The sequence below is a fragment of the Klebsiella grimontii genome, assembly GCF_042137965.1.
Classification (GTDB): domain Bacteria; phylum Pseudomonadota; class Gammaproteobacteria; order Enterobacterales; family Enterobacteriaceae; genus Klebsiella; species Klebsiella grimontii.
Genome location: NZ_CP169721.1, coordinates 70,763 through 84,768 on the forward strand (window position 1 = coordinate 70,763; position 14,006 = coordinate 84,768).

A 14,006-nucleotide genomic window follows, 5' to 3' on the forward strand; every position below is an offset into this window, starting at 1 on the left:
AGCGGAGCGGGCGATGAAACTCACGGAAGTGGCGATTGTGGCGGTGGACGGGTTTAGCCCGTTCCACTACTCGGTGCCCTGTATGCTATTTGGCGATACGGTCTCGGAAACCAAACGCTTTAACCTGCATATTTGCGCCGAACGGCCCGGGCTGCTGAGCGCCCGCGATGGATTCGCGCTGAACGCCAGCGGCGATTTTTCCCTCCTGGAGCAGGCGGATATCGTGGTGGTGCCCTACTGGGGGGCGGTAAATCAGCGCCCTCCGCAGTCGCTGCTGGACGGCCTGGTTCGCGCGCGCAATAACGGCGCGCAGATCGTCGGCCTGTGCCTCGGGGCGTTTGTACTCGGCTACGCCGGGCTGCTGGACGACAGGCGCGCGGCGACCCACTGGGAGTTTGAGCAGGATTTTCAGCGCCTGTTTCCGCAGGTGCGGCTGGATATCAACGCGCTGTACGTTGACGATGAGGGGATGATCACCTCGGCGGGTACCGCGGCGGCGCTCGACTGTTGCCTGTATCTCATTCGCCAGCGCTTTGGCAGCCTTGTCGCCAATCAGATCGCCCGGCGGATGATCGTCCCACCGCACCGTGAGGGCGGCCAGGCGCAGTTTATCGCCCAGCCGGTACCGAAAAACACCCGCGACGCGCGGATAAACGGCCTGCTTGAGTATCTTCAGCAGCACATTCGCGAACCGCATAATCTCGACTCGCTGGCGCAGGTGGCGGCGATGAGCCGCCGGACCCTGACCCGCCATTTCGCCAAAGCGACCGGGATGGGCATCGCCGACTGGCTGGCCGCCGAGCGCCTGCGGCGCAGCCAGCACCTGCTGGAGGCGGGGGATTTACCGGTCGGGCAGGTGGCGGAGGAGGTGGGCTATCGCTCCGCCGTGACCTGGCGCCAGCAGTTTAAAGCGCGCTTTGGCGTCAGCCCGGCGGAGTGGCGGCGCACCTTTCGCCGCGGGGCTTAGCCGCCGAGCGTGGCGCTGTCGATGACGAAGCGGTATTTTACGTCGCCTTTCACCATTCGTTCCCAGGCCTCGTTAATCTGGTCGCCGCGAATCAGCTCAATATCGGCGACGATGCCGTGCTCGGCGCAGAAATCGAGCATCTCCTGGGTTTCCGGAATGCCGCCGATCATCGATCCGGCAATTGACCGGCGGCGGAAGATCAGATTAAAGACTTCCGGCGAGGGATGCGGCGAGGCAGGCGCGCCCACCAGCGTCATGGTGCCGTCGCGTTTGAGCAGCGTGGTGAAGGCATCGAGGTTATGCGGCGCCGCCACGGTGTTGAGGATAAAGTCGAAGCTCTTCAGATGGGCGGCCATTTCGTTTTCATTGCGCGAGACCACCACTTCGTCCGCGCCCAGCTCCCGCGCCGCGTCACGCTTGGATTCCGAGGTGGTAAAGGCCACCACGTGGGCGCCCATGGCGTGGGCCAACTTGATGCCCATATGCCCCAGTCCGCCGATGCCAACGATGCCGACTTTCTTACCCGGGCCGACGTTCCAGTGGCGCAGCGGCGAGTAAGTCGTGATGCCCGCGCACAGCAGCGGCGCGACGGCGGCCAACTGCTCTTTGGGATGGCGGACGCGCAGCACGTAGCGCTGATGAACGACGATCTGCTGGGAGTAACCGCCTAAAGTGTGGCCGGGCGCGTCCTGCGTCGGACCGTTGTAGGTGAGCACCATATGGTCGCAGTAGTTTTCCAGCCCGTCCCGGCACTCCTCGCACTCTTTACAGCTGTCGACCATACAGCCAACGCCCACCAGATCGCCCACGGCGTGCCCGGAGACCCGGCTACCCACGGCGGTCACCCGGCCGACGATTTCATGGCCCGGCACGCAGGGATAGAGCGTTCCGGCCCATTCGGCGCGCGCCTGATGTACATCCGAGTGGCAGACGCCGCAATACTCAATGGCGATCTGCACATCGTCCGGCCCCGGTTCGCGGCGGGTGATGGCCATAGACCCCAGCGGCTGGCTGGCCGAGTTCGTTCCAATAGCGTTGATCTGCATAGCAAAACCTCTTCTACATAACGGCGTTGAATAAAACGGAGGGGGGAGAGCGTTTTTTGAGCGGCAGGATCAAGCGTAGCCTGGTTGAGGCGCGATGGGTGGGGGAGAGCTCAAAGGGTTAAAGATGGGCTCACCCCCGTAAACGGAGTGCAGAAAATATCAGGGTGCGACGGGCGTCAGGTAATCCAGCCGCAGCGGTTCGGCAAGCAGGTTATTCATCTGCGCGATAAAATTCTGGAAGTGCGGCAGGGCGACATGCGCGTCCAGCGCTTCCTGATTGCGCCAGGATTCGCGCATATAGAACGTATCCGGCGCGTCGCGCAGCTGAAACAGGGCATAATCGAGGTTGCCCGGCTCCTGACGCGTCGGCAGCAGCAGCGCCTGCAGGGCTTGCCGCAGCGCATCTTGCTGGCCCGGCTTTGCCTTCAGCACTGCGATAATCGAGATCGCTTCGTTGCTCATCTTAAAAGCCCTCCAGCACGATTTTGCCCACCGAACGCCCGGTTTCCAGCTGCGCGTGCGCTTTTTGCAGGTTGGCGGCAGTGATGGCGCCGTAGTGCTCGCCGAGGGTGGTCTTAATGGTGTTGTCGTCTATCAACGCCGCCACGCGGGTCAGCAGCTGATGCTGGGCGATCATATCCGGCGTTGCGAACATCGAGCGGGTAAACATAAATTCCCAGTGCAGGGAGATGCTTTTTGCCTTCAGCGGCACGACGTCGAGGGTTTCCGGGTCGTCAACAAGCGCCAGCTTGCCCTGCGGTGCGAGAGCGGCGATCAGCTGCGGATAGTGCTGGTCGGTATTGGTCAGGCTGGCGACATGGGTCACCGCTTTAACGCCAATCCGCGCCAGCTCGTCGGCGAGCGGTTTGCTGTGATCGATAACATGATGCGCCCCCGCTTCCCGTACCCATTTCTGGCTTTCCGCACGCGAGGCGGTGCCAATGACCGTCATGCCGGTCAGCTTGCTGGCGAGCTGGGTCAGTATCGAACCGACGCCGCCCGCCGCGCCGACGATCAGCAGCGTGTCGCCCGCGTTGCCGCCTTCCTCTACGCCAAGGCGGTGGAACAGCAGCTCCCAGGCGGTGATGGCGGTGAGCGGTAGCGCGGCGGCGGAGGCGTTATCCAGCGAACGCGGTTTGCGGGCGACGATGCGTTCGTCCACTAACTGAAATTCGCTGTTGCTGCCCGGACGACCCAGCGCGCCGGCGTACCACACTTCATCTCCCGCGGCGAACAGCGTCACCGCGCTGCCGACGGCTTTCACCACGCCGACTGCGTCCCAGCCCAGCACACGTGGGGTATCGGCGTTAAACCCGGCGCGGACTTTGGTATCCACCGGGTTGACGGAAATGGCCTTCACTTCAACCAGCAGGTCATGCTCCTCGGCAACCGGCTGCGGCAGCTCGATGTCGGTTAAAAAAGGAATATTGCTGCCTTCGGTCGCTGCGCGAGTAATGGCGATCGCTTTCATACACTCTCCGGTTTTGAATAAGGTTCATCGTTTGAATGTATTGAGGATAGACCGCGGCAGGCGGGGGAAACATGGCCCGACGGCGATAACAGTTATATTGAAAAAGTGAAAATCAGCGGACGCGATAAAAATCGAGCATCACGCCGTCCTGCGTGCGGCCGCCGGAACAGATAAACAGCGAGGTGGTGAGCCAGCGCAGCGCCGGCGTATCCACTTCAAAAGTCGGTACGGTGCGAAAATAGATAGATTCCGGCGGAATATCGCTAAAAAATCGCATATCGTCGCCGAAAAGACGTTCTTTGTACTCTTCGGGTAGGCGGCGAATGCCGTTGTTTTCGATGTATACCGTGCCTTCTTCCACGTGTAATGCATAGCGCGCGGAGAGGCGGCAGGTGCCGTCAGGCTCGATGATCTGGCTGTCGACGCCGCCGGGTAAGACGTGGCCGTTGAGCTCACCGCGTACGATTCCGCTGAGGATAGGGATCAGCTGACGTTTCCCGCTCTGCGGGCTGCGGGAGACAATGACCGGTTTGTCGACCTCAATGGTGATAGAGAAGCTGTGTTTGAGTTCGGGTGTCATCATTGGTCTCCTTTTAAGCCACGTTATCCCGTTAGTGTAAGGATTTAAAGGTGAAGGGAATAACGCAAACATTGGATGGAAATGATTGGCTGGGGAGATGGGAGTGAACAAAAACGGCCGCGATCGCGGCATTATTTGGCGTATTCTGCTGACATAATGCTTTCACACGGACGCGAGGAGTAAAGATGAATACGCTATTTCTGATTGGCCCCGGCGGGGTGGGAAAAAGCACGGTTGGAGCGCTGCTGGCGCAGGCGATGAACTACCGGTTTATCGATCTCGATAGCGAATTTTGCGAGCAGCTTTTAAATATTCGCCAATATATTCAGCGCAATGGATACGAGCGCTATGTGCGTGATAACGCCGCGCTATGCTCTCGCCTGCTGGCGGAGAATCCGCATAAAAAACGAGTGGTGGTGCTCTCCTCGGGATTTCTTGCCACCGATGTCTGCCCGGAGATTGTCGCGGGGAATCGGCAGCTTGTGCGGCAGTCCGGGTATTCCATCCTGCTATTGCCTTCAGAGGATATCGATATCGCTACGCGCATCGTGGTCGCGCGCCAGCTGATGCGCGGCTTTGGTCTGGTCAGAGAAAAAGAAGAGATGAAGTTCCGCCAGCGCTTTAGGGAATATTGTGCATTAGACGATTGCCGGGTGGTTTCGTCTGAGGAGCCGGAGAGGGTGGCTGAGCTGGTGCGGGAGAAGGTGGCTGCGGAACAGCGGAAACAAAAAAGCCTGGAGGCGATGCGTGAGCTGAGTGAACTATCACAGAAGCTGGGATTGTATAACTAAGCATCTTGCAACACAGCCCTGTGGGAGTTGCACAGGCCTAAAGATAATCCCGGATCGCGTAGGCCGGGCAAGGCGCCGGCCGGCAGAAAGGCAAGCACAGCAGGTAAATACCTCTCGTACGCGCAAATAAACACGGCGTTCGCTGGCGCGAATATCGCGGATGCGCTCCAGCACCTCATAGAAATAATCGGGTACAGCCGATGTACCAACAGGCGGATTTTTTAACCGCTCATCGTCCATCACAAAACCTTTGATCAGGTATTCCTGGAGCGTCTGGGTTGCCCACTGGCGGAACTGAGTGCCGCGAGGGGAGCGAACGCGATAGCCAACGGCAAGTATCAGAGGCAAACTAAAGTGTTGAACCTGATAATTTTTTCCATCACTGTCAGTTGTTCGGTAAAACCGAACAACTGAATTTTCCTCAAGTTCGCCTTCTTCAAATATATGCTTTATATGCTCGCTGATGGTGGCTTTCGCTTTACCATAGAGTTCGCAGATCATTGCCTGCGAGAGCCAAAGTGTATCGCTTTCAAAGCGGCATTCAACACGTACTTTCCCATCACCGCTGGCAAACATAACGAACTCGCCTACGGGGGACGACGTTAAGTGTTCATTTGCCATATAGCCTCCGGGTTAACCTGCTTTGGCCCGCATAGTATGTCAGAAGAGCATAAATTTCATTAAACGGACGATTAACCCGGCGTCATTTGGGAGCGGCTATCCAGAAGGTGAAGATTTCCGGGCGTCAGACGAGATGAAGCGTGTTGTTGATGCTCTATTCCGGAAACGGCAAAGCCTGAGGTAGAATGCAAATCAGCTATAATCAACTCCTTGATAGTTGGTGTGGTTAGACCCTCCGGCTGGGTTCCCGCACATCGGAGCGTTGTCTGTACAAGAGGCTTTTAGGTGGCCTCCTATAAGTTAAGATTAGTTGGATAGGTGGCCTCATGTCAATCATAGCGCGCGAAAAAAAACCAAAGGGCGGCGGTCAGTCTCCGCAGTTTAAAATGCGCATTGATCCGGCATTAAAGGAACAGCTGGATGCTGTGGCAGCGGAAGAGGGAGTGAGTCTCGCGAGCTGGTTTAAAGAACTGGCGAGAAGCGCGCTAAAAGCGAAAGGCATTGAACCGAAAGGCTGATTTTCTGGATAAGTTCATATGGATAAAGATGATTGAACTGGCGGAAGATCACAGGAGTTGAACCTGCCCGGGACCGCTGGCGGCCCCAACTGGATTTGAAGTCCAGCCACCTCACCGGAGATGACGATCTTCCGCGCCTCGATTGCTACATGGAGGCGGGGCGCATTATAGCTACTTTCCTGCATTAACCACATACCCAAACGCACTTTTTTACTGTTAAAACTGGACTTTACAGAACCTTCTTAAACAATTCCTTGCAAAATCCGTGGCTTACACTTTTAAACACTCTTTCAGGCTACCGGGATCACATAAAACAAGAAACGTAATTTGATTATGAGATATCGCAATTCATCTTACTGCGCGGATGGTTTACAAAGCATGTAACCGGTACCAACCCGCGGTAGCGCTGAGAGAAGAGTGTGCGATGAAAGATCATATTTTGTCCGTCAAAGAGAAGATTGGCTACGGCATGGGAGATGCCGCGAGCCACATCATTTTTGATAACGTCATGTTGTATATGATGTTTTTCTATACCGATATCTTTGGTATTCCTGCCGGCTATGTCGGCACCATGTTCCTGCTGGCCCGCGCGCTGGATGCGATATCCGACCCCTGCATGGGGCTGCTGGCCGACCGTACCCGCAGCCGCTGGGGGAAATTCCGCCCGTGGATCCTGTTCGGCGCGATTCCGTTCGGCCTCGTCTGCGTACTGGCCTACAGCTCGCCGGACCTGAGCCATAACGGCAAGCTGATATACGCCGCGGTCACCTACACGCTGCTAACCCTGCTCTACACCGTGGTCAACATCCCGTACTGCGCGCTCGGCGGCGTGATTACCGACAACCCAACGCAGCGCATCTCCCTGCAGTCCTGGCGCTTTGTGCTGGCGACGGCGGGCGGCATGCTCTCCACCGTGCTGATGATGCCGCTGGTGAACTTTATCGGCGGCGAAGACAAAGCCTTTGGCTTTCAGGGCGGCATCGCGGTGCTCTCGGTGATCGCTTTCCTGATGCTGGCGTTTTGCTTCTTCACCACCAAAGAGCGCGTCGAAGCGCCGCCGAGCTCTACCTCGATGCGGGAAGACCTGCGCGATATCTGGCGCAACGATCAGTGGCGTGTCGTTGGTCTGCTGACCATCCTCAACATCCTCGCGGTCTGTGTTCGCGGCGGCGCGATGATGTATTACACCACCTGGATCATGGGATCCGCTGGCCTGTTCACCGCCTTTCTCACCACCTACTGCGTCGGCAACCTGATTGGCTCGGCGCTGGCGAAGCCGCTCACCGACTGGAAATGCAAAGTTAGCGTCTTCTGGTGGACCAACGCCCTGCTGGCGGCGTTGAGCGTGGCGATGTTCTTCGTGCCGATGGACGCCGAAATCACCATGTTCGCCTTTATCTTCGTGATTGGCGTGCTGCACCAGCTGGTGACGCCGATTCAGTGGGTGATGATGTCCGACACCGTCGACTACGGCGAATGGTGCAACGGTAAACGCCTGACCGGCATCAGCTTTGCGGGCACCCTGTTTGTGCTCAAGCTGGGCCTTGCGCTGGGCGGCGCGCTGATTGGCTGGATGCTGGCGGGCGGCGGTTACGATGCCGCGGCCAAAACCCAGAACAGCGCCACTATCACCATCATCATCTCATTGTTCACCCTCGCTCCGGCGGTCTGCTATCTGCTGAGCGCGGTTATCGCTAAACGCTACTACACCCTGAAAACCCCGTTCCTGAAAAAAATGATGGCGGAGCTGGCTCAGGGGGCGCGTCGCAACGAGCAGGAATTCATTGCAGCGCCGAACGGCAAAGAATTGCAAAACTAAGAGGAAGCTATTCATGAAAATCAGTGATGGAAACTGGCTTATTCAACCAGGGCTCAATCTGATCCAGCCCGTGCAGGTCTATGAGGTTGAGCAGCAAGGTAACGAGATGGTCGTCTATGTGGCGTCGCGCGAAGTTCGCGAACGCGCCGCCCAACTGGACGTTCCGCTATTTACCGTGCGCTTCTTCTCACCGCAGGAAGGGGTGATCGGCGTACGCATGGAGCACTTCCAGGGCGCGCTGAACAACGGCCCGCATTACCCGCTGAACGTTGTAAAAGATGTGAAGGTGGAAATTCACAACGGCGCTGAATTTGCCGAGCTGAAGAGCGGCAATTTGACCGCACGCGTCACGAAAGGCGACTTCTGGTCGCTGGATTTCCTGCGCGACGGCGTGCGGATTACCGGTAGCCAGCTGAAAAACGACGGCTACGTGCAGGATACGAAAACCAACCGCAACTATATGTTCGAGCGCCTGGATCTCGGCGTCGGCGACACCGTTTACGGCCTCGGCGAGCGCTTTACCGCGCTGGTGCGCAACGGTCAGACGGTCGACACCTGGAACGAAGATGGCGGCACCAGCACCGAACAGTCATACAAAAATATCCCGTTCTATCTGACTAACCGCGGCTACGGCGTGCTGGTTAACCATCCTGAGCGCGTTTCTTTCGAAATCGGCTCCGAGAAAGTCTCTAAGGTGCAGTTCAGCGTCGAAGGCGAGCACCTGGAGTACTTCGTGATCGACGGCCCGACCCCGAAAGAGGTGCTGAACCGCTATACCCGGTTTACCGGGCGTCCGGCGCTGCCGCCAGCCTGGTCTTTCGGCCTGTGGCTGACCACTTCGTTTACCACCAACTACGACGAAGCGACGGTTAACCGCTTTATCGACGGTATGGCGGAGCGTAATCTGCCGCTGCACGTGTTCCACTTCGACTGCTTCTGGATGAAAGCCTTCCAGTGGTGCGATTTCGAGTGGGATCCGCTGACCTTCCCTGACCCGGAAGGCATGATTAAACGGCTGAAAGAGAAAGGGCTGAAGGTCTGCGTGTGGATTAACCCGTATATTGGCCAGCGCTCGCCGGTGTTTAAAGAGCTGCAGGAGAAAGGCTATCTGCTGAAACGTCCGGACGGTTCGCTGTGGCAGTGGGATAAATGGCAGCCGGGCCTGGCGATTTATGACTTCACTAATCCGCAAGCCTGCCAGTGGTATGCCGACAAGCTGAAAGGCCTGGTGGCGATGGGCGTTGACTGCTTCAAGACCGACTTCGGCGAGCGTATCCCGACCGATGTGCAGTGGTTTGATGGTTCCGATCCGCAAAAAATGCACAACCACTACGCCTTCATCTATAACGAGCTGGTGTGGAACGTGCTGAAAGAGACCGTCGGCGAGAAAGAAGCGGTGCTGTTCGCCCGCTCCGCCTCGGTGGGCGCGCAGCAGTTCCCGGTACACTGGGGCGGCGACTGCTACGCCAACTATGAATCAATGGCGGAAAGCCTGCGCGGCGGCCTGTCGATCGGCATGTCCGGCTTTGGGTTCTGGAGCCACGATATCGGCGGCTTCGAAAACACCGCGCCCGCCCACGTCTACAAGCGCTGGTGCGCCTTCGGCCTGCTGTCGAGCCACAGCCGTCTGCACGGCAGCAAATCCTATCGCGTGCCGTGGGCTTACGATGACGAGTCCTGCGACGTGGTGCGTCACTTCACGCAGCTGAAATGCCGCATGATGCCTTATCTGTACCGTCAGGCGGCGCTGGCCAATGAGTTCGGTACGCCGATGCTGCGTTCGATGATGCTGGAGTTCCCGCACGACCCGGCCTGTGACTATCTGGATCGGCAGTACATGCTGGGGGATTCAGTGCTGGTGGCGCCGGTGTTTAGCGAAGCGGGCGATGTGCAGTTCTGGCTGCCGGAAGGTCGCTGGACCCATCTGTGGCGCAACGACGAAGCCCAGGGCAGCCGCTGGCATAAGCAGAATCACGACGTGCTGAGCCTGCCGGTGTACGTGCGCGATAACACTCTGCTGGCGCTGGGCAACAACGACCAGAAGCCGGACTACGCGTGGAACGAAGGTACCGCCTTCCAGCTGTTTAGCCTCGACGATGGTCGCGAAGCCGTCTGTCAGGTGCCGGCCGCGGACGGGTCGGTGGTCTTTACCCTGACGGCGAAACGCCAGGGCAACGTCATCACCGTCAGCGGTGACGGCGAGGCCAGCGGCTGGACACTGTGCCTGCGCAACATCCAGCAGGTGGCGGGCGTGCAGGGCGGCGATCAGGGGGGTAGCGAGCTGGGCGTGGTGGTGACCGCGCAGAGCAATGCATTGACGATTACGCTGTAAGTTTTTGCTTCCTGAAGCACGGGTTCACAGCCATCTGCGGACCCGTAGCCCGGACAAGGCGCGTCAAGCGCCGCCTCCGGGAATGCTATCCGGCTAAAGGCGGTTTACCATTCCCGGGTATATTCATATAGTGAATTGAGATCGCTATCACGTATATTTCTTCCTGAAATGTGATCTGAATTATAATTATTCCTTAATCCCTCTCTTCGTTTTATTTCTGTCCGGATGTCTGGACAAAATTTAGTATTGTTGTTTACGCCTCAGCTACTTATATTTATCCTCAATGATTTATGTAGCGCTCGCGTGGTATCGCGATGTCTCCAGCCATTAATCTGGTATGCAAAAAGGGTAAATAATGCAAATGATTACCTCACGACAGAACAGATTATTGAAATTTCTCCTGCCCCGCAGAGAATACGTTACGCTGATGAAAATTGCTGAATATTTAAATGTTTCAGAAAAAACGGTTCAGCGTGATTTACGCTTTTTAGAACAGTGGTTATCTGAGTGGAAAATGACTATCAACAAACGCTCAGGCGCCGGCGTGATGCTGATCGCTGATAATGTCACCGATCTGCTGCAATTAGACCAATTACTCGGTAACGAGGGGGAGGACAGCGATGTCATGATGAATAACTCCCGGCGTGTGAAAATTGCTTCGCAGCTGTTAAGTGAGACGCCGCGGGAGACATCAATTAATAAGCTCTCTGAGCGTTATTTTATCAGTAGTGCATCTATCGTTAATGATCTGAAAATTATTGAGTCATGGATTGCTCCGCTCGGCTTAACGCTGATTCGTAGCCAGAGCGGGACGCATATTGAAGGCAGCGAAAACAGCGTCCGCCAGGCGATGGCGTCGTTAATTAATGGGGTGATTAATCATAATGAGCCCGGCTGTATTATCCATTCCCGGCTGGACTCAGGAAGCTATAAAGCGCTGGTGCATTATTTTGGTGAGGATGACGTTTTATTTGTTCAGTCATTATTACAGGAAATGGAGCGCAAGCTGTGCTGGTCATTAGGCGAACCGTATTATGTGAATATTTTTACCCATATCCTCATTATGATGTATCGCATTACCCGTGGGAACGCCTTACCGCGGCGTGAACAGGGGCAGCAGATTTTTGATGAGACGATATTTAGCGTTGCCCAGAATATGCTGCGTAAAATTGAACTGCGGATTGACCATTCGCTGCCGGAAGATGAAGTCTGGTTTATTTATCAGTACATCATCTCATCCGGCGTTATGGTGGAAGAGCGTGATGACGTCAGCATGGCGCGCTATATGCACTCAAGCGATGAGGCCAGACAAATCACGAGTCGCCTGATTAGCGTCTTTTCTACCATGATTGATATCGATTTAACCGCCGATCGCGCGTTATACGATGGTCTGCTCATTCATATAAAGCCGCTCATTAACCGCCTTAATTTTCGGATTTATATTCGTAACCCTCTGCTTGAGGATATCAAGGGTGAGCTGACGGACGTATGGCCGCTCACCCAGCGGGCCGTCAATCAGGTTTTCAGCGGCTGGGGCGAGTGCGCGGTTTCCGACGACGAGGTTGGCTATCTCACCGTTCATTTCCAGGCGGCGATGGAAAGGCAGGTCGCCAGCAAGCGCGTTCTGCTGGTTTGTTCTACGGGAATCGGCACATCTCATCTGTTGAAAAGTAGAGTGTTGAGAGCGTTTCCTGACTGGACCATCGTCGGCGTAGTTTCGGCAAGCAGCCTGCATACCCTTCAACCGCAGGACAAGATTGAACTGGTTATTTCGACGATTAATCTGCCGGAAATAGCTTTGCCGGTAGTCTATGTTAGCGCATTTTTTAATGATGCCGATATCCGACGGGTTACGGAGAAAATCATTACCGACAAATTACATCGCGCGGCAATATCTGCTGTAGATAATGAAGTTTTATATCCATGAGGTAAAGAATATGGACATAACCAGGATTTTAAACACCAAACGCGTTTTGTTAGATATGCACGCTACGAATAAAGCGGAAGCCATCGAGGAGTTAACCGACTTATTACAAAAAGACGGGGCGATAAGCTGTCGCGAAACCTTTATTCAGGATGTCTGGCAGCGTGAGTCGGAAGGCTCAACGGGGTTTGAAAATCATATTGCGATCCCGCATGGAAAGTCGTCCGCCGTTGTTAATACCACCCTTGCCATTGGCCGCACCCGGCAGGATATCGCTTGGGAAACGCTGGACGGCAGCCAGGTACGCTGCATTATTTTATTTGCCGTTCGTCTGGAAGATCAAAATACCACCCATATTCGCTTATTGTCTCAGGTCGCTGGCGCGCTGGCGGATGATGACATTATTGAACAACTGCTCAAAGAAACCAGTCCGCAGAGGATTATTGATCTGTTTAACCAATATGCCGAGTCGGATATTTACTAACAATAACTAGCGGAGTCCGAGATGAATATTGTCTGTGTTGCTGCCTGTACCGCAGGTATTGCTCATACTTATATTGCACGTGAGAAACTGATTAAAGGCGCGAAAGCGCTGGGCCACAATGTCAAAGTCGAAACCCAGGGAACCATTGGTACTGAAAATGAACTGGCGGCGGAAGATATTGACGCTGCGGATGTCGTTATTCTTGCCATTGATGTGAAAATCAAAGGCGAAGAGCGTTTTAAAAATAAACGGATTGTCAGAGTAAAAACGGAAGTCGTGATTAAGTCGCCGATTCAGTTTATCGAAAAGGTCGAAAAATCCTTAGCGAATGCCTGATCCTTAATCTGGAGGGATCTACCATGAGTGAGAATAAAACTCCCGTCTCACAGGAAATTAAGAAGCATTTATTAACCGGTATTTCATGGATGATACCGCTGATCGTCGCCGCCGGGATCTGTATCGCGCTGGGACAAGTCCTTGGCGGGACGAACGTCGGCGAGAAAACCGGCACCATTCCGTGGATGTTAAACCAAATCGGCGGCTGGGGAATGGGGCTGATTGTACCCTTGATCTGCGCCGCTATCGCTTACTCCATTGCCGATCGTCCTGGATTTGCTCCGGGTTTGATCGTGGGTTTTGTCTGCGGGCAAATTCATACCGGTTTTATTGGCGGCATGCTGGGCGGCTTCCTCGTGGGCTACACGGTACTGGCGCTGAAGCACTATATTCGGCTGCCGAAGTCGATGCAGGGGCTGATGCCGATTATGGTGCTGCCGGTATTAAGCACCATTATTAGCGGTTTGCTGATGATGACTCTGATCGGCAAGCCCATTGCCTGGCTGCAGGACGCGCTGATCCACCTGCTGGAGTCGATGCAGGGCGGCTCGCGTTTCCTGCTGGGCGCCATCCTTGGCGCCATGGCGACCTTCGACTTCGGCGGTCCGGTGAATAAAACCATGTCGCTGTTTGCCGATGGTCTGCTGGTCAGCGGCGTTTACGGCCCGGAAGCGGTGAAGTTTGTGGGTTCGATAATCCCGCCGTTCGGTATCACCCTCTCGTTCCTGCTGACCCGCCATAAATATACCCGTGCCGAACGCGAAGCCCTGAAGGCCGCGTTCCCGATGGGGATCTGCATGATCACCGAAGGGGTGATCCCCATCGCCGCCCGGGATCTGCTGCGCGTCGTGGGATCCTGCGTGGTGGCGTCAGCGGTGGCCGGTGGCCTGATCATGACCTGGGGCGTCGAGAGTCCGGTGCCGCACGGTGGGATGTTCGTGGTGCCGCTCTTTACGCATCCCCTGCTGTTCTGCCTCTCTCTGGCGATTGGCACCGTGATTTGCGGCGTGATGCTCTCGCTGTGGAAAAAGCCGGTAACCGAGCGCGATGAAGAGTTTGATGAGCTGAACGACCAAAAGGTCAAAGACGACGAAATCACCTTTACCCTCGAATAAAC

13 protein-coding genes, 1 tRNA gene and 1 pseudogene are annotated in these 14,006 nt (G+C 55.8%); 9 read left to right on the top strand and 6 right to left on the bottom strand.

The window, feature by feature from the left end; genetic code table 11:
- The first annotated feature begins 13 nt into the window (after positions 1–13).
- Positions 14–967: a GlxA family transcriptional regulator gene (locus ACE3MN_RS00350; RefSeq protein WP_082237939.1), complete on the top strand. Its 954-nt coding sequence runs from the start codon at positions 14–16 to the stop codon at positions 965–967.
- On the opposite strand, the gene ACE3MN_RS00355 is transcribed toward ACE3MN_RS00350, so the two are convergent.
- The 4 genes from ACE3MN_RS00355 to ACE3MN_RS00370 form a co-directional block, all read right to left on the bottom strand.
- The gene (locus ACE3MN_RS00355; RefSeq protein WP_024359686.1) at positions 964–2,013 is read right to left on the bottom strand and encodes an NAD(P)-dependent alcohol dehydrogenase; all 1,050 of its coding nucleotides are present in this window, start codon (positions 2,011–2,013) and stop codon (positions 964–966) included. The two genes, ACE3MN_RS00350 and ACE3MN_RS00355, sit on opposite strands and share 4 nt — an antisense overlap.
- 159 nt (positions 2,014–2,172) lie before the next feature.
- On the bottom strand, positions 2,173–2,475 hold the full coding sequence (locus ACE3MN_RS00360) for a putative quinol monooxygenase (protein WP_029669864.1): 303 nt from the start codon (positions 2,473–2,475) through the stop codon (positions 2,173–2,175).
- A 1-nt stretch (position 2,476) separates the two neighbouring features.
- Positions 2,477–3,484 carry a zinc-binding alcohol dehydrogenase family protein gene (locus ACE3MN_RS00365; protein ID WP_375364224.1) on the bottom strand — a complete coding sequence of 336 codons (1,008 nt, stop codon included), beginning with the start codon at positions 3,482–3,484 and terminating at the stop codon, positions 2,477–2,479.
- Positions 3,485–3,596: 112 nt separating this feature from the next.
- Entirely contained in the window at positions 3,597–4,064 is a 468-nt protein-coding gene (locus ACE3MN_RS00370) for a DUF3237 domain-containing protein (RefSeq protein ID WP_049087047.1), read from the bottom strand.
- A gap of 185 nt (positions 4,065–4,249) precedes the next feature.
- On the opposite strand from ACE3MN_RS00370, the gene ACE3MN_RS00375 reads away from it, so the two are divergent.
- A complete protein-coding gene (locus ACE3MN_RS00375) occupies positions 4,250–4,855 on the top strand; it encodes a shikimate kinase (protein ID WP_024359690.1) in 606 nt (201 codons plus the stop codon).
- A 93-nt stretch (positions 4,856–4,948) separates the two neighbouring features.
- On the opposite strand, the pseudogene ACE3MN_RS00380 reads toward ACE3MN_RS00375, so the two are convergent.
- Positions 4,949–5,476: pseudogene (locus tag ACE3MN_RS00380) on the bottom strand (virulence RhuM family protein); the annotation flags it as partial.
- Between the two features lie 326 nt (positions 5,477–5,802).
- On the opposite strand from ACE3MN_RS00380, the gene ACE3MN_RS00385 reads away from it, so the two are divergent.
- Positions 5,803–5,994, top strand: a complete 192-nt coding sequence (locus tag ACE3MN_RS00385; RefSeq protein ID WP_004855540.1) for a toxin-antitoxin system HicB family antitoxin — start codon at positions 5,803–5,805, stop codon at positions 5,992–5,994.
- A gap of 38 nt (positions 5,995–6,032) precedes the next feature.
- On the opposite strand, the gene ACE3MN_RS00390 is transcribed toward ACE3MN_RS00385, so the two are convergent.
- Positions 6,033–6,127, bottom strand: a tRNA-Sec gene (locus tag ACE3MN_RS00390).
- 291 nt (positions 6,128–6,418) lie between these two features.
- Here ACE3MN_RS00390 and ACE3MN_RS00395 point away from each other — a divergent pair.
- From ACE3MN_RS00395 to ACE3MN_RS00420, 6 genes are all read left to right on the top strand, one after another.
- Positions 6,419–7,813: a glycoside-pentoside-hexuronide family transporter gene (locus ACE3MN_RS00395; RefSeq protein WP_049087305.1), complete on the top strand. Its 1,395-nt coding sequence runs from the start codon at positions 6,419–6,421 to the stop codon at positions 7,811–7,813.
- Positions 7,814–7,826: 13 nt separating this feature from the next.
- Positions 7,827–10,145: an alpha-xylosidase gene (gene yicI, locus ACE3MN_RS00400; protein WP_375364225.1), complete on the top strand. Its 2,319-nt coding sequence runs from the start codon at positions 7,827–7,829 to the stop codon at positions 10,143–10,145.
- 355 nt (positions 10,146–10,500) lie between these two features.
- Positions 10,501–12,072 carry a BglG family transcription antiterminator gene (locus ACE3MN_RS00405; RefSeq protein ID WP_116944060.1) on the top strand — a complete coding sequence of 524 codons (1,572 nt, stop codon included), beginning with the start codon at positions 10,501–10,503 and terminating at the stop codon, positions 12,070–12,072.
- 10 nt (positions 12,073–12,082) lie between these two features.
- The gene (locus ACE3MN_RS00410) at positions 12,083–12,553 is read left to right on the top strand and encodes a PTS sugar transporter subunit IIA (protein WP_004126743.1); all 471 of its coding nucleotides are present in this window, start codon (positions 12,083–12,085) and stop codon (positions 12,551–12,553) included.
- Positions 12,554–12,574: 21 nt separating this feature from the next.
- The gene (locus ACE3MN_RS00415; RefSeq protein ID WP_004126741.1) at positions 12,575–12,889 is read left to right on the top strand and encodes a PTS fructose transporter subunit IIB; all 315 of its coding nucleotides are present in this window, start codon (positions 12,575–12,577) and stop codon (positions 12,887–12,889) included.
- Between the two features lie 23 nt (positions 12,890–12,912).
- Positions 12,913–14,004 (top strand): PTS fructose transporter subunit IIC, encoded by a 1,092-nt coding sequence (locus tag ACE3MN_RS00420; RefSeq protein ID WP_004137659.1) that lies wholly within the window; start codon positions 12,913–12,915, stop codon positions 14,002–14,004.
- Positions 14,005–14,006 lie beyond the last annotated feature (2 nt).